Genomic DNA, 20,328 nt, shown 5'->3' with positions numbered 1-20,328 from the left:
TGCCCTCAATCCCCTCCCAGGAGGGGACTTATCAAATTCCCCTCCTGGGAGGGGCAGGGGGTGGGTTTATGCATTGCTTAACTAAAAATATTGAAATTCCTATACATCAAATACAGTGGAAGCAAATTGTACATGTTTTTCACTGCATAAAGCTATAGCTTTTTATTCACAAAATGATAGATTGTAGGGGCGAAGCATTTGCCTGCACAGGGAACAAAGACGTAAAACGTTGTCTGTATATGCGCCGGCACCGTTCCACTGAACGAGTATACTGTACGCAGGCAAATGCTTCGCCCCATGCTTTTTCTAAAAAAATAAATTGTTGCCAAAAAAGGAGTGTGATTATGTCAAACGGAATTGGAAAAGAGTTTATGCACATGACGAAATATCAATATTTAGCGGCATCGGATCAGATGAAAGGGATACAGCAGCCACCTTTGGAGCTTCCTTATGACCGGTCAAAACCGATTATTGATTTACCGAAACCGGAGGATATTGTTGTAAAAAATGCTGATGTGCGAAGAGTGATAGAATCAAGAACGAGTATACGTAATTATTCTAAAAAACCATTAACCCTTGAAGAATTATCTTACCTGCTGTGGTGTACTCAGGGGGTAAAAGAAGTGATACCCGGGACTGCAACGTATCGAAACGTGCCGTCAGCGGGGGCACGGCATTCTTTGGAAACATATTTATTGGTAAATAACATAACGGGCTTGTTGCCAGGCGCATACAGATTTCTTGCATCTAAACATAAGCTGATGGAAGTAAATTTACAACCGGATATTGCTGATAAAATTACAGAAGCGTGTTTGGGGCAGAATATAATAAAACTATGCGATGTTGTTTTCATTTGGTCTGCGGTAGCTTACCGTATGAAATGGCGATATGGAGAACGCGGATACAGGTATATGCATCTGGATGCAGGACACGTCTGCCAGAATTTGTATTTAAGCGCAGAATCCATTGATTGCGGGGTATGCGCAATTGCGGCGTTTTCTGATGATAATATAAACGATTTACTCTCTCTCGATGGCGATGAGGAATTTGTAATATATTTGGCAGCAGCAGGTAAAAAATAACACCAGCCATCCCTTCATAGCCGGAACAAAACAAGCACGAGATAAAACATTTATACACTCGTTCCCAAGCTCCGGCTTGGAAACGCAATTGTTTGAGAAGCCCCGGCTTCACATGGAAAAAAGAATAAAACCATGGCATTCATTTTAATCCACACCTCAATCTCCCACATAGAGATGCACGGCCGTGCGTCTCTACATCAAATTCCCCTCTTGGGAGGGGTAAGGGTGGGTTTGTTCCTTTTCCACGCATGCCCACGCAGGAGCGTAGGAACAAGAAGAAGAAACGTTAAATCAGCCGCAAATAGTTTGCATATGCAAATTATTTGCCTTACATAATAGTTAATTCGTGATATACTTCCACAGGTATTCACTATGAATACCTTTTAAATTTAGTGAAAGAGAGGTGGCATAATGGGTGCAAAAGAAATTAAGGAACTTCGTGAAAAACTGGGAGCAACCCAGTCCGAGTTTGCAAAGGCATTGGGAATCAGCTTTTCAACAGTGAGCAGGTGGGAAAGCGGCATTTCACAGCCTGATTATACACAGGAAGAACAGCTCATTGCGCTGAAGCAATTGGTTGATAATAAAGACGTAGATCAGAAAAAACTCAGGAAGATGCTGGGATTGATGGGCATAGGCGGCGTTATTGCCACGGCAGTAATCGCAGGGTTTGTCATAACGAACCCATGGGGGGCGGCAATAACTTCACTCATAAAAAAATCCTCAAACACTGGAAAAATATTGGACCTTTTCAAAAAGAATAAAAAGCCGAGATAAAAACAATAATTTGCCACGCATATTGTAGGGGCGAAGCATTTGCTAAAAATTGTCATAAATGCGTTCATACCTAACCGGACAAATGCTTCGCCCCTGCTTTTTAAAGAAAATAGAGACTGTATTTCCACATGCTGCCTTAACCCAACTTCGACAAATTTATCCTGAAAAAGGCAAGAAATTGAGCATGTAATAGTCGTAACCTATTGGTATGGTTGAATGTTGCTTTCGGCGTTTAATGTAGTGCCTGAATATTATTGTTTATGCTTGCGGCGCCATTGCTTACATGGTAAAATACCGGTGTGTTTATCCGTGAAAAGATCAAAAAAGTGAATGGCGGGAAGAGCTACATACAACACCAACTCATCGAATCCATTCGCACCCCTTCAGGGCCAAGACAGCAAATAGTCTTAAACCTTGGGCAGCTTAGTCTGCCCGAGGAGAAGTGGAAGACCCTTGCCAATTGCATTGAAGGATTTTTAGCAAATCAAAAAACATTGTTTACTCAAGATCCTGAAATAGAGGCGAAAGCAAGGCATTATGCCAGCCAGATAAGACAGGAGCGGTTGGACAGGGCGCAAGAACGTATTACCGGCGGTGAATCAGCAGGGGAAGAACCTGCTCAATACGAGCACGTGAATATTAATTCCCTGATAACAAATGATGCAAAGACCGTAGGCGCCGAACACGTGGCCATAAGCCAAATGAATGAATACGGGTTTGATAAGATATTGCAAGGGCTTGATTTTACAGATGACCAGATTGCCTATTCCAAGATGCTCATTGTGGGGAGAATGGTTCATCCCGGCAGCGAGCGTGATACCGTGCGATGGCTTTCTGAAACAAGCGGGGCGGGAGAGCTGTTGGACTCCGGGGTTAAACTGTATGATAAAGCGCTGCATCGCGCGGCAGTCTTGCTTTGGGAGAATCATGCCGCCATAGAGCAAGAGTTGTCAAAGCGGGCGCGAGAGATATTTTCCCTTAAAGAGACGGTGATTTTATATGATTTAACAAATACCTATTTTGAGGGTAGCAAAAGAGGGAGTAAGGTGGCCCGGCGCTACAAATCAAAAGAGAGCCGTAATGATTGTCCGTTAATTACGCTATCCCTTACCGTTGATGAAGAGGGATTTCCCAAGCAGAGCAAGGTTTTTGAGGGCAATGTGTCGGAGCCTGGTACCCTAAAAGATATTTTGGATGGATTAAAAAAAGAAGACGGTATGTTTTCAAATGATAGAACGATTGTTATGGACGCGGGGATAGCAACGGAAGAGAACATTGCGCTTATCAGGAAGAGTGGCTATAAATATGTGGTCGTCTCGCGCAAGAAATCTTTTGAAGATACTTTTTGGCCTGAAACGGACGAAGAGAAGATTATGTTATCAGACGGGAAAACAACGTTGGGCATGAAATTAGTCCGTACTGAAGAAGAGGCATTCCTTTTATGCCACAGCGAGGCAAAAGAGGCAAAAGAGGCAAAAGAGAAGTCCATCCTTTCCCTGAAAGAACAAAGGTTTGAAGAGGCGCTCTCGGCAATAAAAGAAGGATTAGAGAAGCCAAAAAGACAGAAAAAATATGATACGATCATAGAGAGGATAGGCCGGTTAAAAGAACGCTACAAGGTGGGCAATTTATATACGATCAAAGTGGAACAGACGGATGGCAAAGCGACCGATATCAAATTTAAGAAAAATGCTCAGGCGCAAGCAAAGGAAGAAGCCATAGGCACGTATGTATAGCCAAAAGCTTCTGATTTTCTAAAAATGTAGTGCGAATCGCCTGCATTTGCCGGTTTAAGTTTCAAAAACCTGACTTGTTTGACTATATTACGGACAAACCGACTTGATCTTAGCGGGGAAGAGATATCAAAGCTCCATAGGTCGTTGAGTACTGTTGAGGAAAGTTTTAAAACAATGAAAGGCAACCTTGGTTTACGGCCAAACTTTCACCACACAGATACCCCAACCATTGCCCACGTGCATGTCACTGTATTGGCCTATCACATACTTGCCGGGATATTAAAAAAGCTAAGAACCGCAGGGGTTCATTATAATTGGAATACGATTCGTAATATCCTTGCCACCCATATAAGGGTAACAACGACCATGAACACAAAGGACGGCTGCGTTATTGCCGTCAGAACCTGCACAGCGCCCACGGAAAAGCAGCACACGATTTACAATAAACTACAAATTAAACATACACCATTAGGCAGAAAAAATATAAAATCACCCATGAAAACTCAAAGATGTAGTGCCGAAAAATGAAGGACTAAAGTCGTATCACATTGGCAATAAAAGAGATACGATTTCTGCTTGTCGAAGTTGGGTTAAGAACCACCTCTTTCTCTATAAATTCTGATTCCGGCCAAACATCATTTACATACTTTTTGTGTAACTATTCAGCGTATTTTCACCCACTGTCGCTACGAGCTAGCAAAATCAGGCAATTCGCCACGGAATAGCATCTGTAATGCCCGACTCAAATTTACCCCTTGCTTTCGACAGGTCGAGAGATAACTCCGGATGCGGCAGAAAATTTTCGCTCCCTCCAAAGAACGAAAACAACCAGATATCTTCTGCTGAACCTTCGTCATCCTGATATCGTTTTCTGCTAAATTGTTCGTAAAGGGGACATTTTTATTGTCCATAAACCTCAGCACATCACCCTCATACGTCCTCAATCGTTCCAGAAGATTCCGTGCCTTTGTCCTTTTTACCCTCCCCCTTTTTCCCTTACGGTTCGTTTCATCAGGAGGAGGGCTTTCGGCTTCTGCGTTTTGGGGTATCTTCCTATACCTTTGCCGGTATTTTTCTGACTCATCAGTTCCCAGCATTCCCCCGGCATCACTCGTCGCACGGTTTATCTCTTTAAGTAATGCTTTCATCTCTTTCGCCCACTCCTGCTTATTATCATCTTCCCACACACCATCCAATTCCCTCAAGTGGTGTGCATTACACAACGCATGCGTACAGTTGCTATAGGTGTAATACGACTTCAAATGGTCGTGGCAAAGAATCCCCTTAAATTCAGGTAATATCCCGATACTATTTATCGCTTCTGTTCCACGTCTTTCATGCGGGAAAAAGTACGTCCACAAACTATTGGATGCACTGTGCAACCAATACCTGTCTCCATTCTTGTTGATACTAGTTTCATCCACATGCATCACCTCTGATTTTGCAAGTTCTTCCCTGGTGCTACGTCTTAGAATAAATGCTCCAAAAATGCCCAATTAGTCTCAGAATATTTGAGTCTAATACCCAGCAAATGATTTGAAAAATCTTACCCAGCTACCCCGCCTTTTTTTTATCCTGCGTAAGTATTTCACTTGATTTTTTGTTCACGTTAAGAAAAATACATCGTTTACCCCGTTAGAAAGAAGTTACGTCCGTAAGGCGGAGTAAAGCCTCATTAAATAGTTTGGAAGGGGTTAAAACCACTTCCAAACTTCCTAACGGCGGTTTACTTCCCAGTTCCCCGTTTTCACGAGGACAAGTTTTGTAAGATTTTTCCGGAACATAAAAAACTCAGGGCAGGAGGACCGAACGTTGGGAAACTTCATCCTCCTGCCCATTTCCCCCCTATACAAAGGAGGCAGTGCGTGAATATTATAGAAAAAATCCACAAGCATGAAAAGCTTATTGCGACAAAACAGAAGCCATGCTTTTGTCCAAAGTGCAAGAGTACCCATGTCAATTTCACCCTTCATGAATGCAGATATCGGTTGTTTCACGTTATTATCGACTCCCTTGTTCATACGATAGAATCTTTCCTGGGACGTTGGAAATGTTCCTTGTGCAAGAAGACGTTTACTTCCTATCCTGAGTATGCGCTCCCTTACAAGCGGTACGTAAAGGATCACTGTCTCTCCTTCAGTCAGGCTTATGTCAAAGATGATACAGAAACCTACCGGAGTGTCTCCTCTGCCATCGGATATACTACCCGAACACAGGAAATAGACAACCGCATGCTTGCCTGGTCAACCGTTTGGAGGTGGCTGCGTTTCTTTGGCTCACTGAAATACACACTCCGCAACGCCTTTGACCTCATCAGGCAGGCCGACCCCAACTCTCCGGTTTTTCGCCAAATGTTTCCCATTTACCACGGAAAGTATAAAAGCAAACAACGAAAAACCTCCCTCGATCAATCGATTCAATTGTTCAGCGCCGAGCCGGAATATCACCGAATTTTTGGGCATTCATTTTTCCCCGAACTGGCAACAAAAAGCGGCTGGTCTTGAGTTACAATCACCTCCACACTTAAAAAAGGAGGTGAATTATGAAATCGAAAGACGAAAAATGGGCTTTATTCTGGTGCAATCTTCTGCATCCTGTCATCTTCGGTGAGATTGAGAAGGAGCAGACCAACCTTTTTCTGAAAAAACTCTGCCTTCAGGAGGTCGTATTCCCCAACGGAAAGCGGAAAAGACCCACTATCTCTACCCTCAGGAGAAAACTCAACCGCTACCGCAAAGATGGATTTCAATCTCTTGCAAGAAAGGCGAGGAGCGACCGTGGCGCATCCAGAAGGTTTTCTCCTGAAATTATCGACAAAGCCGTTGAACTCAAAAAAGAACAACCACGCCGCAGCGACGATTGCCTCAACCGCTTTCTTGAGAAATACTATGGGAAAACGATCCCCAAATCCACCCTCTACCGCCATCTCAGACTCGCAGGGGCGACCCGGCTCAAACTCGGCGTCTCACAGCAAAAGGTGCGTATACGCTCTTAGCCGTGAGCATACCCACGACCTCTGGATTGGCGACTTCCAGGAAGGCCCTTTCGTGCTCGTTGACGGCGAGGCGCTTCCCACAAACCTCTGTCTCTTTATCGACTGCTACAGCCGTTATGTGGTCGAAGGACGGTATTATCTCAAACAAACCCTCGATATCCTTATCGATTCTCTCATCAGGGCCTGGACTATCCACGGCTCGCCCAAAGAACTCTACCTCGACAATGCCAAGGTCTACCACTCTGACGCCCTGCGCTCTGCCTGTTACAACCTCGGCATTAAACTCATCCACAGACCACCACGCGACCCTGCTCCCGGCGGACTGGTCGAACGTTTCTTCGGCACCAGCCAGACATAGTTCGAGTCGGAAGTCCGCTCCGGCGACATTATCACCCTTGATGCCATTAACCAGGCCTTCTCCGCTTACCTTGCCGTTGTCTATCACGCAAGAATCCACTCCGAAACCAATCAATCTCCAAAACAACGCTACGACGAGGGGCTTACCGTCATCCGACACGTCGATATGGACGCCGCTCTTGCCTTCTTCATGAAACGCATCCCCAGAACCGTTGACAGAACCTTTGCCGATGTCCGCATTGATAACCGCTTTTACCGTGTTGACCCCAAACTCAGAGGCGATAAAGTAGAAGTCCGTTACGACCCATACGGCGATCTCAAAAAGGTCTTGATCTATTCCGCAAACGGTGAATACCTCGGCTCGGGAAATCTCTACCTGCGCGACCAGGGCGCTGAAACTCCAGCCGCCTCACCTTCAAAACCAAAACATAATTACCTCGACCTTATCACTCAGAAACACAAATCCATTCTCCAGGCTCAGGCCAAAGGCATTGATTACCACCAAATCATCTCCGAACGACCCTGGCCATTCATGGCATTCGTCCAGAAACTCGCACTCCTCATGGGACACAAAGGCTCTCTCTCCGCCTTCAGCTCTCATGAACTCGAATCGCTTAAAAAATGCTACAACCGTATCCCCGCTCTCAACGAATCATTGCTCACGGAGGCATTCCAAAATGCCTCCGTGAAAACCTTACCCTATATCATTCGTGAATTACAAATCGCTTACTCGAAAAAGGAGGTCTCTTAACCATGTTTACTTCTCATTTTTCCATGACTACTCAGCCGTTCTCTGAAAGAATCAACACCAGCCTTATCATGAAAGACGAACGCTTTACCCAGGGGCTTGCACGACTCCAATACCTCTTACACTCAGGCTCTATCGCCGTCCTCTACGGACAGACGGGAGTCGGAAAATCCACACTCCTCAAACTCTTCCTCTCACAAATCCCCCAAAACCTGTTTCTCCCCATCTACCTCCATTTTACCCACCTAAAATCATCCAGCCTTCTCTCCTTAATCGTCTCCCAGCTCGGTGAAATACCAAAACACACCAAAGACCGGCTCTTCCTCCAAATTATGGATAAATCCTTGCGCTCAAATCTCACTCCCATTATCGTTATCGACGAGGCTCATCTCCTGAAAACCGACGCCATCACAGACCTCAGACTCCTTGTCAGCTCTCCGCTTGATTCTTCCACTCATCTCAAAATCATCCTCTCGGGACAGGAACACCTCAAATATATCCTCAAAAGAGACATCCATGCCGACTTCGCACAACGCATCTCGGTACATTACCACATTCATCCCCTTACTAAAACTCAAACCGCTGCATACATAGACTTCCATCTGAAATCTTCCGGCGCATCCGATAAAATCTTTGACTCAGACGTCAAAGACCTGATCCATGAGTTCTCCGCCGGCATCCCAAGGCAAATCAACGCCATTTCCACCGCCTGCCTGATTAACGCTTCCATCAGACAATCACAGAAAATTACCCAGGATATCTTCCATCAGGCTCTTGCTGAAATTCAATCTTTTTAAGGAGGTCTACCATGGCCCGTCTCTTTTCCCCTCAACTCTTGCGCTCATTACGAAACGATATCCCCATCGATCGACTCATCGCTGATGTCCTCTCCATACCTCATAAATACTCCGAAGGCTATTTCCGCTTCCTCTGCCCTCTCTGTTCTGAATTTAATTCCGCCACCAACCCAAATACGAACCTCGCCAGGTGTTTCCGTTGTAAAAAAAACTTTAATACCATCGACATCGTCATGGTAGATTCCAACTCCTCTTTCCCAGATGCTGTCTATCTGCTAAAATCCGTTTTACCTCAATATATTAATTCCACTTAATCTGAGAATTCCAGGTTCATTTATTGTGGGGCTTAGCACCATAAGCGCTAACTTGTTTTAGGTATGCTCGAAGTATTTTGATATCTGTGTTTTTCGGATTCTTGTATTTTCTGCTAAAGAACAAGCAATGTCATTCCAGCACTTAAGAACTTCCTGTAATGATAACGCTGGTTCTATAGCCCGTTTTACTTGATTAAGCATAAAAGCAAATTCACGCCATTTGCTTTTAGTCTTCTTGCTTGACAATGAAGTATCCCCAGGGGGAAAAAGACGTAGCAAAATCTATTAGTTTTTCTGTCAAAAGAGCAACGAATAGTTTGCCATAAAGCCAAGCTTTTGAGCTATCATCATCGTATTTAGGTAAGTGTCCAAATTGTGCTATTTGTTTAAATCTTTTAAAGACCAGTTCAATTTGCCATCGAACTCGATACCATTCTAAGATATCAAAAGCGGTAAATTGATTTTCAGGAAACGTTGTGAATACTATTACGTACTTGGCATAAATAAGGGTCTCCGGTTTTAGTTCAATGCCCTTTTTGCTTGCATGTCTTTTAAGTTTTTTATGAGCTATTTTAATGGCTTCTTCTGTTTTGTGTATTATACAAAGACGACCTTTGACATATTCAGTATTATCAACGTTTGGAATAAAAACGTTCCATGATTTTATAGCAAGGGGTCTTTTTAAATATTGGATTTCTTTCAATAAAGGAAAGGGTTTCTTTTCTTCGCCGAATATCCGTAGAGATTGCGAATTAACTCTAACGCTAAGATAAGCGCCTTTCCTTGTTGCATGATGAATTCCTTGGCCAGTACAGTAACCTCTGTCAGCTATAATATAATCATCTTTTTTCATCGGAAACTGCCGAAAAGATTCTCCTGTGCCTTCTCCTTCAGTTCCCGTAAGTTTAAAGAAATCGCAAGATAATGAAGGAACCTCAATACTATAATGAATGCGCCAAAGACTTCCTGTTTTCCCAGGTTCCTTTACTGTTGTTGCATCAAATAAGCGAAGATGAAAATTATTCCGTTTATTAATTTGGAGGCCACGCTCACGGAATAAAGATAAACATAATTTATATAGCCATTCTTTGCTCTTTTTTAATCGCTTTAATAAGGCAACATCGGATAAATCTGCTAAGTTAGCACGCTTGGCTCGAACTACTGTTTCACGCAATGAATAGCCACATCCTAAATGAATTAATAATGTTCGAAGAAGCTTTTCTTCAGATTTATCCTTGCGCAAGCCTTTTAAAGCATTTGTATCAACGGCTAAACTTTTCCAATCGTTTGGGAAGAAAGTTCTTAGAAGATCCCAATCTTCTCTCATCATGGCTTTATCCTCCTATAGAGTGATTAGCGGGATAATTAACATAAAAATACCATGATGAATAAAATTTGTCAATAAAACAAGTTAGCGCTTATGGGGCTTAGCACCTGGCTCTCACATCGAAGGGTTCCAATGACTCGTAGGCTTCCCTGTTAAAGTTGTAAATAGAACCTTCACTCAGCGGTATCCCAATCTGCCCTTCAAAATACTCCTGTATCCTCTTGTAGGGTATCAATTGATACTGCGACATATAGACTGCATGTGCTTTCAAATCCGGACCATACTGCACCGCCTTTGTTACCCCTTCCGGAAATGACGCTACAATCCGATTCCCTTTCGCATCCTCTACTACCTCTGCACGATACTCCGTCACTACACGCGAAATCTTTATATCAAACACCTGGCGTGCTTCGTAACCTACCACCTTGTATTTGCTGCGCGGATACTTCCTCCGGTCTACTTTTATTACTTCCACCTCATCAGGATTGTCTACCTTTTTGAGCGTTACTCCATCACGGCCCTTTTGCCCGCCTGCCTTCCTTTCACCCTTCGCCTTGCTTTCTTTCTTGCGATTCGGATCGCTTGAGGGAGGCTTGCTGCTGTTGCGGCTGTTCCGGTTCAGACGTCCTACCAGCAGTGTTATCAATAATACCAACAACTCTATCATTGACCTCACCGCCGGTGACAGCCCTTTCTCTTCTGAAAGCAGCTTCTCTACTTTTTGGAGTGTTGCGTCTACGTCTATATTCTCTATCGTCAATGGATGATACCTGTATATATAATTAGCCTGAAATTATCTACTGCATCTATTATACTGCAGGTTTTTTCACCCTTTTCTTTCGCTCTATAACACACCACAAGGGCTCGAAATTCTATAACTGAACAGACCCCACACACGTCTCTATGCACGGCATCTTGCTGCCTGTTTTTAACGCATTTACAAACATATACATACACTACCAGGTAAATTGCTTGTTTGTAACATTTCTGCTGTCAAGTAAATTCTAAATTATTTTCGCTGAATAGTTACCTTTTTGTAGGTATAACACGCTATGCGTTTCTCCCACATTTCTTTGAAAAACTCAGGACTGTAACCCTCACGGTCAAATACTACACCAAAGCGATAGAGATGACGATTGGCTTTTAATTCTTCCCCGGTAGGCTGCTTTGGTATGTCTCGGAGCAACCGGGGTATGATCTGTTCTCTCATTACCGAAAGCAAGCCGGGATTTACCGCTTTGCTTACCACGAAAAATGGCTTACCTACTGCATCATTTACCCAATAGTCGGTTAAACCCCTTAAACATAGCTTTTGCCTCGATACATACCGCTTCGGTAACGGTGTCTTGCTTCCGCTATATACCCGTACATGGCCGTCCACGTAAAGGATCCAGGCCAATTCCGGATCCTCTTCCATCCAGTATTTTGATAACTCTTTGCTCCACTGCTCAGGTTCGCCATGGTTTGTTATATATTTCACTTTTTTGCGCAGTGTTCGTATTTCAGGTATACGGTCTAACCCGATTGCCTTGCCCAATTCCCCAGCTTCACAATAGCGAATTGCCTCCAGTGATTTGATCCTTAAGAGGGCTGCAAACGACAGTAGCAGCAGAAACGATTGTAATCCATAGTACCCTTTGGGAAATGAGAGATAGTTGTTTGCATACTTTAGCAAACCATTTAATAATAATGCCGGCAGTGCAAACAATACCCCTGCCGATTTGACGTCCTGATCGGGAACAAATGCCGGAACTGCCTCATTAAGCCCACCTAATGCGGCTTCTACACGTTCTTGTTCCCGTGTACATCCAAGACCCATACCAGCACGACTATCGGTTACGGCACGCTCACTTTTGTTTCTTTGCTCCGGAGCGCTTTCTGCCGTTTTTTTTTCTCTAACTGACCGCTTTGGATTGCCTTGTGAATCGTACTTGATTTGATATTGAACTTCTTACCTGTTTCTGAAACACTCTGCCCTCTTTCCAGGCACTTTTGCACCTTCGCTTTTACCTCTGGCGTAAGCACATGGGCTGACCTTGTTCGCGCTGACTGACGGAAAAATCCCTTAGGCCCATGTTCTCTTAGCCGCTTTACACTACGCTTAACACTTATTGCCGAAACACCGAAGGCCTTCACTATTTGTTGTTGCTTGACATTACCGCCGACTACTAATTGACTGGTGATGAACCGAAATGATTCCAGGTCGTCTTCCTCATGACTAAACACAGGAAGTCTTCCGTGAAAATAATATATCTTGCTACCTATTTTCTCAAAACCTACCTGATTATTTATCAGTTTGCAGTCAGGGGAAAATAGGGGTAATACTAACTGTGGCATGAGTACCCGCCCTTTCTCCGAAAAAAAGGGATCATATCATTTTCCACCCACGTATGGCAATGCCTTCTCTCTATATACACCTATCTCTACACAATTCAATAGCTTACATGCTTTTTGACCAAAAAGGCACTTCCTGGGTTCTGACCGTAAGGAATTTTAGAGAGGGAACAGGAAACATACTAAAAAGAGATTGAGTAAATACCTCCGCTTCAGTATGAAAGAGGTTTCAAACGTTTAGCAATGCGCCTGTTTTCTACTCGGTAATATTTGGTACATTGAGAAAATGAAACAGCCCAACCACAAGGTTCTTCAAAGAAGCCATTGCCCTTGGGGCATTTTGTGTGCGTATTTGAGAATGGTCTTCACGGAAGGAGGTATCACGCACATAATGAAGTCCATTTTCTATTGACCAGTGTCCGCGGGAAAACTTAAGAATGGTTTTGGGACTTGCTTTTTGTTGTGTCAGGCTGGTAATACCGTAAACAATTTCCTCGGTCTTTTTGCCGGTCTTGACTTTTGTAAATATTCTATGAATGCAAAATACCTGCTTAACGTAGGGGAAATCAAGTTATTCGTTTAATTCGGTGCTGGTCCAAATCCTGCGGATTTCAATGCGGCCATGGCCTTTTTCAATTGTTTCGTGCTGAGGGGGGGAAAAGAACTGAGATTCAGTTCCTAGATGGCTTGTTTTATGGTTTTTTGATTATCTTTCACCGTGAATATATATTCTGCCTTTTTGTCTTCTACCAGATAACGGGCGGTTTCCTTTTGCGCATGTAAGGCATCGAAAGTAACGACACGGTCTTTTATGTCTAAATCATCAAACAATACCGGAACCATCGGTATTTCGTTTGTTTTGCGGTCTACCTGAGTTTGTGCGAGAACTATACCCTGTTTATGAAGAAAAGCGGCAAGCAAATGTACCTGTTTGCCGTCAGGCTGTCTTGCACCGCAAAGGGTTTTCCCGTCAACCGCAATGGGCAGGCTTTTATCACCTACAGATTGAAACCAACGCGAGAGGACTTTATCAACTGCTTCTGCATCCACCTGCTGTAAGAAACGCCTGATGGTAGGTTCACTCGGTGGTTCGTATCGTTTCGTTTTTGTATTATAACGGCAGGAGAGACGTTTTAGCATATTTTGCGGACAACGCTTTGCCCACTCTGCAATGGCGGCAAAGCTCCAGGCATTGCAGATGATAGCACAGATAGAAATTGCCAGGATAGAACGTTTCCTGTGGCGAACGCCTCTGGGCATGCGATGTTCAGGGATTTGCTGCAATAATTCGTCAAGAAATTCCGCATCTTTTAAACACCGATTTTCACAGGCATGAAAACCATCATAAAAACACCCTAATCATGCCGTCCAGACAATTTCAATAGATTTTCCTCCAAGCCATGGAACAGCGAATGGAGTTTGTAATTTTTTTACTTCCATCAAAACCGGAGTATGTGCTCTTTTTCTTATTTTCACAAAAAACTTACCACCGTCATAAACGACCCTCCCCGGCATATCAATAAACTTCCTGAATATTGCAGGGGCAAGATTATTTTCAAAACGTCTCAGGTCGCATGCGAATCGATGATACAGGGTATCAGCAATCATTGTCCATAGAATGTCAAAATGAATACGGATCATAATAGGTGAAGACAGAGAGTTCAGATTGAAAAACATTACCAGTTCGGCTATTTTGTTTTCTATCCGCCATCGTTTAGCGTAAACTTCCAATACCCTTTGTAAGGACAGCTCTTTGCTATTGGTTAAAATAAATGTAGGGTTCTCCCGTCCGTGATCTTTCACCACTATTTGCCTGAAAATGTTTTTACAATCTTTAAGCCTGACTTCGCTTTCATAAACTGAGACGTTTTTATACTTTCGCTTTGGAACCGGAATATAAACTTTTTTCCATACCTCCTTTGGAAGTACCAATGTTTCCTTCACAAGGCCGGCATAACGTTTACGAAGCGTTATGAACTTTACCTTGTCATTTTCAAGATCGTCAAGGATATTGTAAGCCGTAAACTTGCAATCAAAAACAAGTGTTTCGCTAACATTGCCTTTTATATTTTTCCAGTAACTTACAAACTTTTTAACCTCTTGCGACTCTTCGCGCCGTAGTATATCAGCTCTTGTATATAAAACTGCATTGCTTTTACTATCAGACGCAATGATGGTATTAGCGCCTTTCATGGTCTTACCCTTAGACCCACACCAGATCTTTTCCATTTCGGATTCATCCCCATAATGCGGGATCGAGTGAAAATCAAGATTTATATAGTCGCTACTATAAAAGTCCGGATACTTTTTCCTGAAAAGCGAAACAACTTTGCTTTGCAAATTCATCAACTGAGTTTCAGAGCAACGGCATGAATAGGTGTTCATGTATGTAGGCTTCGGAAGAACGTTTAATCCGGCAAAAACTCCAAAGCCAGGTTCCTGGTCATAAGCACAAATATGGGTCAGCCTCCTCTCGCCTATTAATTTCAGCAGTAACATGGAAAGACAGGCTTGCGTCGATCCAATATCGCTTGATTCAGGCAACTTACATTCCTGCAACAAATCAAGGATACCGGATTCTATGATATAAGGGATAAAAAAGAAAACCCCGGCCGTGGGGCAATCCACATTAAGATATTCGAGTATCTCAAAATCCAGGTGTTCCGAACGTTCCGGTATGATTTTGTTTTTAAGAGTTTTTCCAAGTTCATTATTCGTTCTGCGTTTTAGTTTGCCGAACCCTGCGGTTTTCAGAATACGTTCTACTGTGATTGCAGATATATTGATCTCCTCTTCCGCAAGGCGGCTATGGATGTCGGTTGTCGATAGTCCCTGTTTCCTGTATTTGATAATTTTATCCTGAACATCACAAGTAGTCCTTTTCTTTTTAGGGCCCTTTCGCACGATAGGGAAAAGTTCTATTTTCCCTGCATTAACGTCTCTCATTAAAGAATAAACCGTGCCTGGCTTGTAACCAAATTTTGTTGCTACAGTCTCAACTGCCTGTTTGTCAATTACAATGGCCCTTACTGCTTCATATTGTTTTTGTCTTTGTGAAACAGGATTATTGAAATATGAAACTAGATTAAGTTTGCCATGTATTAGGGTGTTATTATGATGATTATGCATTTGTAATATTCTTGCTGAATACTGATAATACCGTCAAATACCTTCTATTTGAGAGGTATTTGCGCTTGCTAATTGGTTAATATTCAGAATTGTAGCACACTTATAATCATCAATCAAGCATTTTGTTCATCATATTATCACCCTAAAATCCCAAAATTTGCTGAAATTCCCGAATAATGCAAAAATGCCCTGATTTAAAAATGTAATTTGTTACTACTAACAGGCAAGTAATGAAATACAAGGCATAGACTATTTTGTAATATAAGTTTACAAGGTAAGGGCAAAATAAATTCATCGCTCTGCAGCCTTCAAACACAGACGACTTTAAGGGGTGTATTATGATGGTTTATGTGTGTGTGAAAATCGGTGTTAAAGCTTTACATCGTGATGGATGGGTAATTGTCCGGCAAAAAGACAGTCATATACGTCTGCAAAAAAGCATACGGCAGAAAGAACACTAAAACTCACAGTCCCAACGCACAATCCTATCAAAAGGTTTACTCTGTCTCACATCATTAAACAAGCACATTTATCCGTTTATGAATTTAAAAGGTTGTTATAGAAAAGGAATATCACGAACACGACTTCAATCAACTCCTCGAAGTCCTCAGGAAGAACAAAAACAAGGTATCCATAAACCCATCAGACCGAAAGAAGCAGGAACTGCTGGAAAGGCAATTTGCTGAAAGCCTGCCAATCCTCGAACCGTTAAAAACCAGAATTAAAGCAACGGATGAATTAATAGATGAAATTGTGTATAGGCTGTATGGATTAGCAGAAGAAATTAAGGTTGTTAAAGGCGTGGTATCTTGGTGAAGTCTATTATAATTATCAAAATCAGGTATAATTGTAGCAATTCTGTGATAAAATTTATCCAATAAATAGAGTCTGGCAAAATAACAATATTATTGAAGCGGATGTGACGAAAAATGACGGTAAAAGAAATGATAAAAAGGGAGATCGATAAACTCCCGGAAAATCTTCTCTCAGAAGTTTTTGACTTTATCCAATTTTTAGAAAGTAAAAGAGAAAAAAATATCCTTATAAAAGCTTCTCAGGATTTATCCGCTTCAGCATTTCAAAAAATTTGGGATAACGAAGAGGATACAATATATGACAACTATAATAAAGGGGATATTGTCGTTGTCCCTTTTCCCCTTTAGCGATCAGGATAGGAGCATTCCCGATTTTTTGTAACCGTTTATGTGATTGGGGCAAAACAACACTGCCAGGGGTTAATACTGTTGTACGTTTCATTAAAACATGGCAGAAGTCACAAAAAACCGGGAATGTACCCGGAACAACCCCACAAGGGCATGAAAGCTGCAAGGGATGTGACAAGCCTGTTCACCGCTGGCGGGGGATTAAGGGGGTGGAATTGTCTGCGTAGGGAATCTGGGAGGCTTATAACATGAATAGCCATAAGTTTTTCTTCTCATTCCTACGCTCTGCGTGGAAATGCATGTTGCGAAACAGGATAAAATTGTCCTTTTGACCCAGTCTGCGGAGCGTGGGAAAGAGGGGCAAATTTGTTTTCATAATAAAGGGGTAGTTGAATTGCTGGAGAAATCCGGTCCACCCCCTGCACCCCCGCCAGCGGGGGACATAGTTTGAAATCAGGATTTTACAATCAGGACTTAAGAATAAAATGTCACTGTAGTGATAAACATATTGAATATATCCGATTCCAAAAAATTATTTAATTGAGTGTTTTAATGAAAGTCAAAAAGAAAATAGTGCTATTGATGCTGTTACCAATTGTAATAGGGATTGTAATTTATTTGTATGCTGAGAGCTGGATGGGCAGGGTTAAAGACGAAATTGACGTGTCAGGGAATATTGAGGTTACTGATGTTGCTGTGAGTTTTAGAATCTCCGGCTGGGTCGAAGAACGACTGGTTGATGAGGGAGAAACAGTTAGTGCTGGTCAGATAATTGCCAGATTGGAGAGTACTGAATTAGCACAGGAAGTTTTACTTTACAGAGCAGAAGTAAATGCTGCCAGGGCCGTCTTTGAAGAGCTGGAAACCGGTTACAGAACTGAGGAAATCGAGGAGTGGGAGGCGGTAGTCAGAAGAACAAGGGTTGATTTAGACCGGCTTGCTGCTGATTATAAACGTCAGGAAAGGCTATATGCAGAAAAAATAATTTCTACAAGTGAATTTGATGCTGCAAAAGCGGATTATGATGCGGAAGAAGCAAGGTATCGTGAGGTTAATAAAAGACTCGTACTCTTTAAAAAAGGGCCTCGCAAGGAAAAAATTGATAAGGCAAGGGCAGATCTGCAGCGGACTAGAGCGGCACTGAGATTGGCGAAAACACGGCTGGGATACACAACCATTAAATCATCGATTTCCGGTATTGTCCTGTCCAAAAACGTAGAACCGGGTGAATACGTATCTCCCGGCACACCTGTTGTAATCATTGGCAACCTGAATGATATCTGGCTTAGGGCATATATAAACGAAACGGATCTGGGAAGGATTAAAGTTGGTCAAAAAGTACACATCACAACGGATACATATCCTGAAAAGATTTATGAAGGCCATGTTTCCTTCATAGCTTCAGAGGCTGAGTTTACTCCCAAGAACGTCCAAACAAAAGAAGAACGGGTAAAACTCGTTTATCGCATTAAAATAGTGGTTTATAATCCGGAAATGGAACTCAAGCCAGGCATGCCTGCGGATGGGAAAATACTGTTGAAAACAGAATAAGAAATATGATTACGGATACCATAAGAACTGAAAATTTAACAAAATTGTTTAATAATCTGAAAGCCGTAGACAATCTTACACTAAAAGTTGCCGAAGGAGAAATATTTGGTCTTGTTGGTCCTGATGGTGCAGGAAAGACCACTGTTATGCGACTTCTCACATCTATCATGGAACCAACTTCCGGCGCTGCATGGATTGCCGGGAAACATACAGTAAAAGATGCCGAATTGATTAAAGAGGAGATTGGTTATATGAGTCAGAGGTTTGGTCTATACCCCGACCTCTCAGTAATAGAAAACATAAATTTCTATGCAGATATTTACAGTGTTCCCCGAAAGGGAAGGAAGGAAAAAATTGAAGAACTTCTGGAATTCAGCAATCTCACGCCGTTTAGGAAACGACTCGCCGGTAACCTTTCGGGTGGCATGAAACAAAAGCTTGGACTTGCCTGTGCACTTATTCATACACCCAAAGTTCTCTTTCTGGATGAACCTACAAATGGCGTAGATCCGTTGTCACGCCGTGATTTCTGGAGAATTCTGTACCAGCTTTTGAGAAAAAAAGTAACCATCTTTGTGTCCACGGCCTACCTGGATGAGGCGGAAAGATGCACAAGGATAGGACTTATTCACAAAGGAAAGCTGCTTAGTATCGGTACCCCCGCAGAAGTGAAAAAATTGATGCACATGTCCGTAATTGAGATCCGCACTTCTGATTCCAGGAAAGCCAGTCTCCTGTTGCGTGAAAAATTAAAAGTAGATTCAGTCGGCCTTTTCGGAGACAAAATACACATAGTGACAAAAAATCCTGATACGGACACAAAGGAAACAGAAAAAATACTGAACACTGCCGGAGTAAGAATCACAGGTATCCGTACCATTGAACCATCACTTGAGGATGTCTTTGTCTACGTCCTTGCCAGCCAAAATGAGTAAAGTAATGGAGATGAACACCATTGACAATAAAAATGATGATAAAAAAGCTGTAGTTGTAGTGGGTCTTGAGAGGCGTTTCGGTGATTTCCTGGCCGTAGATAGCGTTAGTTTTGAGGTTTTCAAAGGAGAGATTTTCGGATTCCTTGGACCTAACGGAGCAGGCAAGTCTACAACGATACGCATGCTCTGTGGAATCCTTGCCCCGACCGGAGGAAGCGGTACAGTTGGAGGGTTTGACATACGTACCGAACCGGAAAAGATCAAAGAACACATCGGATATATGAGTCAGAAGTTTTCTCTCTATGAAGACCTAACCGTAGAGGAAAACATTGATTTCTACAGTGGAATCTATTGTATACCCGCAGAGAAGAAAAAAAGAAGAAAAGAATGGATTATTGATATGGCAGGGCTTAAGGATCACCGCCATTCTCAAACAGCTATCTTGTCAGGAGGCTGGAAGCAGAGGTTAGCACTGGGTTGTGCTATCTTGCACGAGCCTTCGATAATCTTTCTTGATGAACCCACCTCCGGAGTAGACCCGATAAGCCGCCGCCAGTTCTGGGACCTGATATATGAACTATCAGGTAGTGGCGTTACGGTATTCGTGACAACTCACTATATGGATGAAGCCGAATATTGCGACAGGATAGGGCTGATCTACAGGGGGAAACTTATTGCCATAGGGTCTCCGGAATATCTTAAGACCGAACTCATGAAAGAGGATATCCTGGAAGTGGCATGTGACAGGTCACAGGATGCAATGGATCAAATTGGCGGACTGCCAGATATAAAAGAAGTGACCCTGTTCGGAAACGGGCTTCATGTTGTAACCGGTAATGCGGCATCAGCAGAAAAATCAATTCGTAACCTGCTTGCCGGGCAAAATTATGTAGTGACAGGTATTGAGAAAGTTGTTCCGTCCATGGAGGACGTGTTTATTTCACTCATAGAAGCTTACGATCGTGAGCATCAAAAAGGGATCAAAGATGGGGTTTGAACCGGATTAAACGCCTGGGGATTTTTATTTTATTGGCCGGTTTTGCAGGTGGTCGCAGGAGTAAAATTACGTTTAGTAAATACGGA

At 42.7% G+C, this 20,328-nt stretch carries 20 protein-coding genes and 4 pseudogenes; 14 read left to right on the top strand and 10 right to left on the bottom strand.

The genetic code is table 11. The annotated features are described in order from the left end of the window. Window positions 1–344: 344 nt before the first annotated feature. The 3 genes and pseudogenes from KSMBR1_RS19445 to KSMBR1_RS19435 all read left to right on the top strand — a co-directional run bounded on the left by KSMBR1_RS19445 (window position 345) and on the right by KSMBR1_RS19435 (window position 4,123). Window positions 345–1,082 (top strand): SagB/ThcOx family dehydrogenase, encoded by a 738-nt coding sequence (locus KSMBR1_RS19445; RefSeq protein WP_099326771.1) that lies wholly within the window; start codon window positions 345–347, stop codon window positions 1,080–1,082. A 411-nt stretch (window positions 1,083–1,493) separates the two neighbouring features. Then, on the top strand, window positions 1,494–1,859 hold the full coding sequence (locus KSMBR1_RS19440; protein ID WP_099326770.1) for a helix-turn-helix domain-containing protein: 366 nt from the start codon (window positions 1,494–1,496) through the stop codon (window positions 1,857–1,859). A gap of 299 nt (window positions 1,860–2,158) precedes the next feature. Continuing rightward, window positions 2,159–4,123 (top strand): annotated as a pseudogene (locus KSMBR1_RS19435) (IS1634 family transposase). A 4-nt stretch (window positions 4,124–4,127) separates the two neighbouring features. Here the strand turns inward: KSMBR1_RS19435 and KSMBR1_RS23785 are convergent. The 3 genes and pseudogenes from KSMBR1_RS23785 to KSMBR1_RS19420 form a co-directional block, all read right to left on the bottom strand. After that, window positions 4,128–4,238: pseudogene (locus KSMBR1_RS23785) on the bottom strand (putative transposase); the annotation flags it as partial. 43 nt (window positions 4,239–4,281) lie between these two features. Further along, window positions 4,282–5,052: pseudogene (gene tnpC, locus KSMBR1_RS19425) on the bottom strand (IS66 family transposase); the annotation flags it as partial. 258 nt (window positions 5,053–5,310) lie between these two features. Then, the gene (locus tag KSMBR1_RS19420; protein WP_099323529.1) at window positions 5,311–5,721 is read right to left on the bottom strand and encodes a hypothetical protein; all 411 of its coding nucleotides are present in this window, start codon (window positions 5,719–5,721) and stop codon (window positions 5,311–5,313) included. A gap of 105 nt (window positions 5,722–5,826) precedes the next feature. Between KSMBR1_RS19420 and KSMBR1_RS21350 the strand changes: the two genes are divergently transcribed. The 6 genes from KSMBR1_RS21350 (at window position 5,827) to KSMBR1_RS23775 (ending at window position 8,806) form a co-directional block, all read left to right on the top strand. Beyond that, entirely contained in the window at window positions 5,827–6,099 is a 273-nt protein-coding gene (locus KSMBR1_RS21350) for a hypothetical protein (protein ID WP_131493604.1), read from the top strand. Window positions 6,100–6,137: 38 nt separating this feature from the next. Next, the gene (locus KSMBR1_RS23780; protein ID WP_164994994.1) at window positions 6,138–6,590 is read left to right on the top strand and encodes a helix-turn-helix domain-containing protein; all 453 of its coding nucleotides are present in this window, start codon (window positions 6,138–6,140) and stop codon (window positions 6,588–6,590) included. A gap of 52 nt (window positions 6,591–6,642) precedes the next feature. Continuing rightward, a complete protein-coding gene (locus KSMBR1_RS19405; RefSeq protein WP_230408017.1) occupies window positions 6,643–6,948 on the top strand; it encodes a DDE-type integrase/transposase/recombinase in 306 nt (101 codons plus the stop codon). Between the two features lie 165 nt (window positions 6,949–7,113). After that, complete coding sequence (locus tag KSMBR1_RS19400; protein WP_099323532.1) at window positions 7,114–7,698, top strand: Mu transposase C-terminal domain-containing protein; 585 nt, start codon at window positions 7,114–7,116, stop codon at window positions 7,696–7,698. Between the two features lie 2 nt (window positions 7,699–7,700). Then, entirely contained in the window at window positions 7,701–8,492 is a 792-nt protein-coding gene (locus KSMBR1_RS19395; protein WP_099323525.1) for an ExeA family protein, read from the top strand. An 11-nt stretch (window positions 8,493–8,503) separates the two neighbouring features. Beyond that, complete coding sequence (locus tag KSMBR1_RS23775; protein WP_099323524.1) at window positions 8,504–8,806, top strand: CHC2 zinc finger domain-containing protein; 303 nt, start codon at window positions 8,504–8,506, stop codon at window positions 8,804–8,806. A 226-nt stretch (window positions 8,807–9,032) separates the two neighbouring features. Here KSMBR1_RS23775 and KSMBR1_RS19385 read toward each other — a convergent pair whose 3' ends face one another. From KSMBR1_RS19385 to KSMBR1_RS19350, 7 genes and pseudogenes are all read right to left on the bottom strand, one after another. Beyond that, a complete protein-coding gene (locus KSMBR1_RS19385) occupies window positions 9,033–10,136 on the bottom strand; it encodes an IS4-like element ISCku3 family transposase (RefSeq protein ID WP_099323638.1) in 1,104 nt (367 codons plus the stop codon). 103 nt (window positions 10,137–10,239) lie between these two features. Further along, a pseudogene (locus KSMBR1_RS19380) lies at window positions 10,240–10,893 on the bottom strand (IS66-like element ISCku5 family transposase); the annotation flags it as partial. 249 nt (window positions 10,894–11,142) lie between these two features. Beyond that, the gene (locus tag KSMBR1_RS19370; protein ID WP_099326767.1) at window positions 11,143–11,952 is read right to left on the bottom strand and encodes a putative transposase; all 810 of its coding nucleotides are present in this window, start codon (window positions 11,950–11,952) and stop codon (window positions 11,143–11,145) included. A gap of 17 nt (window positions 11,953–11,969) precedes the next feature. Further along, window positions 11,970–12,470, bottom strand: coding sequence for a COG3415 family protein (locus KSMBR1_RS19365; RefSeq protein WP_099325925.1), 501 nt, complete (start codon window positions 12,468–12,470; stop codon window positions 11,970–11,972). Window positions 12,471–12,723: 253 nt separating this feature from the next. Further along, on the bottom strand, window positions 12,724–12,996 hold the full coding sequence (locus KSMBR1_RS23770; protein WP_420886574.1) for a transposase: 273 nt from the start codon (window positions 12,994–12,996) through the stop codon (window positions 12,724–12,726). 149 nt (window positions 12,997–13,145) lie between these two features. Beyond that, on the bottom strand, window positions 13,146–13,751 hold the full coding sequence (locus KSMBR1_RS19355; protein WP_261341072.1) for an ISAs1 family transposase: 606 nt from the start codon (window positions 13,749–13,751) through the stop codon (window positions 13,146–13,148). 75 nt (window positions 13,752–13,826) lie between these two features. Beyond that, a complete protein-coding gene (locus tag KSMBR1_RS19350; protein WP_099326695.1) occupies window positions 13,827–15,596 on the bottom strand; it encodes a transposase in 1,770 nt (589 codons plus the stop codon). A gap of 338 nt (window positions 15,597–15,934) precedes the next feature. Between KSMBR1_RS19350 and KSMBR1_RS22165 the strand changes: the two genes are divergently transcribed. The 5 genes from KSMBR1_RS22165 to KSMBR1_RS19320 all read left to right on the top strand — a co-directional run bounded on the left by KSMBR1_RS22165 (window position 15,935) and on the right by KSMBR1_RS19320 (window position 20,242). After that, window positions 15,935–16,057, top strand: a complete 123-nt coding sequence (locus KSMBR1_RS22165; protein WP_197705266.1) for a type II toxin-antitoxin system HicA family toxin — start codon at window positions 15,935–15,937, stop codon at window positions 16,055–16,057. A 468-nt stretch (window positions 16,058–16,525) separates the two neighbouring features. Then, window positions 16,526–16,759: a DUF2281 domain-containing protein gene (locus KSMBR1_RS19340; RefSeq protein ID WP_099326764.1), complete on the top strand. Its 234-nt coding sequence runs from the start codon at window positions 16,526–16,528 to the stop codon at window positions 16,757–16,759. A 552-nt stretch (window positions 16,760–17,311) separates the two neighbouring features. Next, window positions 17,312–18,310 carry an HlyD family secretion protein gene (locus KSMBR1_RS19330; RefSeq protein ID WP_099326762.1) on the top strand — a complete coding sequence of 333 codons (999 nt, stop codon included), beginning with the start codon at window positions 17,312–17,314 and terminating at the stop codon, window positions 18,308–18,310. Window positions 18,311–18,315: 5 nt separating this feature from the next. Beyond that, a complete protein-coding gene (locus tag KSMBR1_RS19325) occupies window positions 18,316–19,245 on the top strand; it encodes an ABC transporter ATP-binding protein (protein ID WP_099326761.1) in 930 nt (309 codons plus the stop codon). Further along, entirely contained in the window at window positions 19,238–20,242 is a 1,005-nt protein-coding gene (locus KSMBR1_RS19320; RefSeq protein ID WP_230405667.1) for an ABC transporter ATP-binding protein, read from the top strand. Before KSMBR1_RS19325 ends, KSMBR1_RS19320 begins: the two co-directional genes overlap by 8 nt. The last annotated feature ends 86 nt before the right edge of the window (window positions 20,243–20,328 follow it).

This window comes from Candidatus Kuenenia stuttgartiensis (genome assembly GCF_900232105.1).
GTDB classification, from domain to species: Bacteria; Planctomycetota; Brocadiia; order Brocadiales; family Brocadiaceae; genus Kuenenia; species Kuenenia stuttgartiensis_A.
Note: the sequence above shows the minus strand (reverse complement) of the source record. Positions and strands in the feature narration are given on the sequence as shown.

Excerpts from the sequence above, each read along its gene's own strand:
- KSMBR1_RS19400 (WP_099323532.1), top strand. The coding sequence starts at position 7,114 with ATGGACGCCGCTCTTGCCTTCTTCATGAAACGCATCCCCAGAACCGTT.
- KSMBR1_RS19340 (WP_099326764.1), top strand. The coding sequence starts at position 16,526 with ATGACGGTAAAAGAAATGATAAAAAGGGAGATCGATAAACTCCCGGAA.
- KSMBR1_RS19370 (WP_099326767.1), bottom strand. The coding sequence starts at position 11,952 with ATGGGTCTTGGATGTACACGGGAACAAGAACGTGTAGAAGCCGCATTA.
- KSMBR1_RS19325 (WP_099326761.1), top strand. The coding sequence starts at position 18,316 with ATGATTACGGATACCATAAGAACTGAAAATTTAACAAAATTGTTTAAT.
- KSMBR1_RS19445 (WP_099326771.1), top strand. The coding sequence starts at position 345 with ATGTCAAACGGAATTGGAAAAGAGTTTATGCACATGACGAAATATCAA.
- KSMBR1_RS21350 (WP_131493604.1), top strand. The coding sequence starts at position 5,827 with ATGCTTGCCTGGTCAACCGTTTGGAGGTGGCTGCGTTTCTTTGGCTCA.
- KSMBR1_RS19385 (WP_099323638.1), bottom strand. The coding sequence starts at position 10,136 with ATGATGAGAGAAGATTGGGATCTTCTAAGAACTTTCTTCCCAAACGAT.
- KSMBR1_RS19395 (WP_099323525.1), top strand. The coding sequence starts at position 7,701 with ATGTTTACTTCTCATTTTTCCATGACTACTCAGCCGTTCTCTGAAAGA.
- KSMBR1_RS19320 (WP_230405667.1), top strand. The coding sequence starts at position 19,238 with ATGAGTAAAGTAATGGAGATGAACACCATTGACAATAAAAATGATGAT.
- KSMBR1_RS22165 (WP_197705266.1), top strand. The coding sequence starts at position 15,935 with ATGATGGTTTATGTGTGTGTGAAAATCGGTGTTAAAGCTTTACATCGT.
- KSMBR1_RS23780 (WP_164994994.1), top strand. The coding sequence starts at position 6,138 with ATGAAATCGAAAGACGAAAAATGGGCTTTATTCTGGTGCAATCTTCTG.
- KSMBR1_RS19330 (WP_099326762.1), top strand. The coding sequence starts at position 17,312 with ATGAAAGTCAAAAAGAAAATAGTGCTATTGATGCTGTTACCAATTGTA.
- KSMBR1_RS19440 (WP_099326770.1), top strand. The coding sequence starts at position 1,494 with ATGGGTGCAAAAGAAATTAAGGAACTTCGTGAAAAACTGGGAGCAACC.
- KSMBR1_RS23775 (WP_099323524.1), top strand. The coding sequence starts at position 8,504 with ATGGCCCGTCTCTTTTCCCCTCAACTCTTGCGCTCATTACGAAACGAT.
- KSMBR1_RS19350 (WP_099326695.1), bottom strand. The coding sequence starts at position 15,596 with ATGCATAATCATCATAATAACACCCTAATACATGGCAAACTTAATCTA.
- KSMBR1_RS19365 (WP_099325925.1), bottom strand. The coding sequence starts at position 12,470 with ATGCCACAGTTAGTATTACCCCTATTTTCCCCTGACTGCAAACTGATA.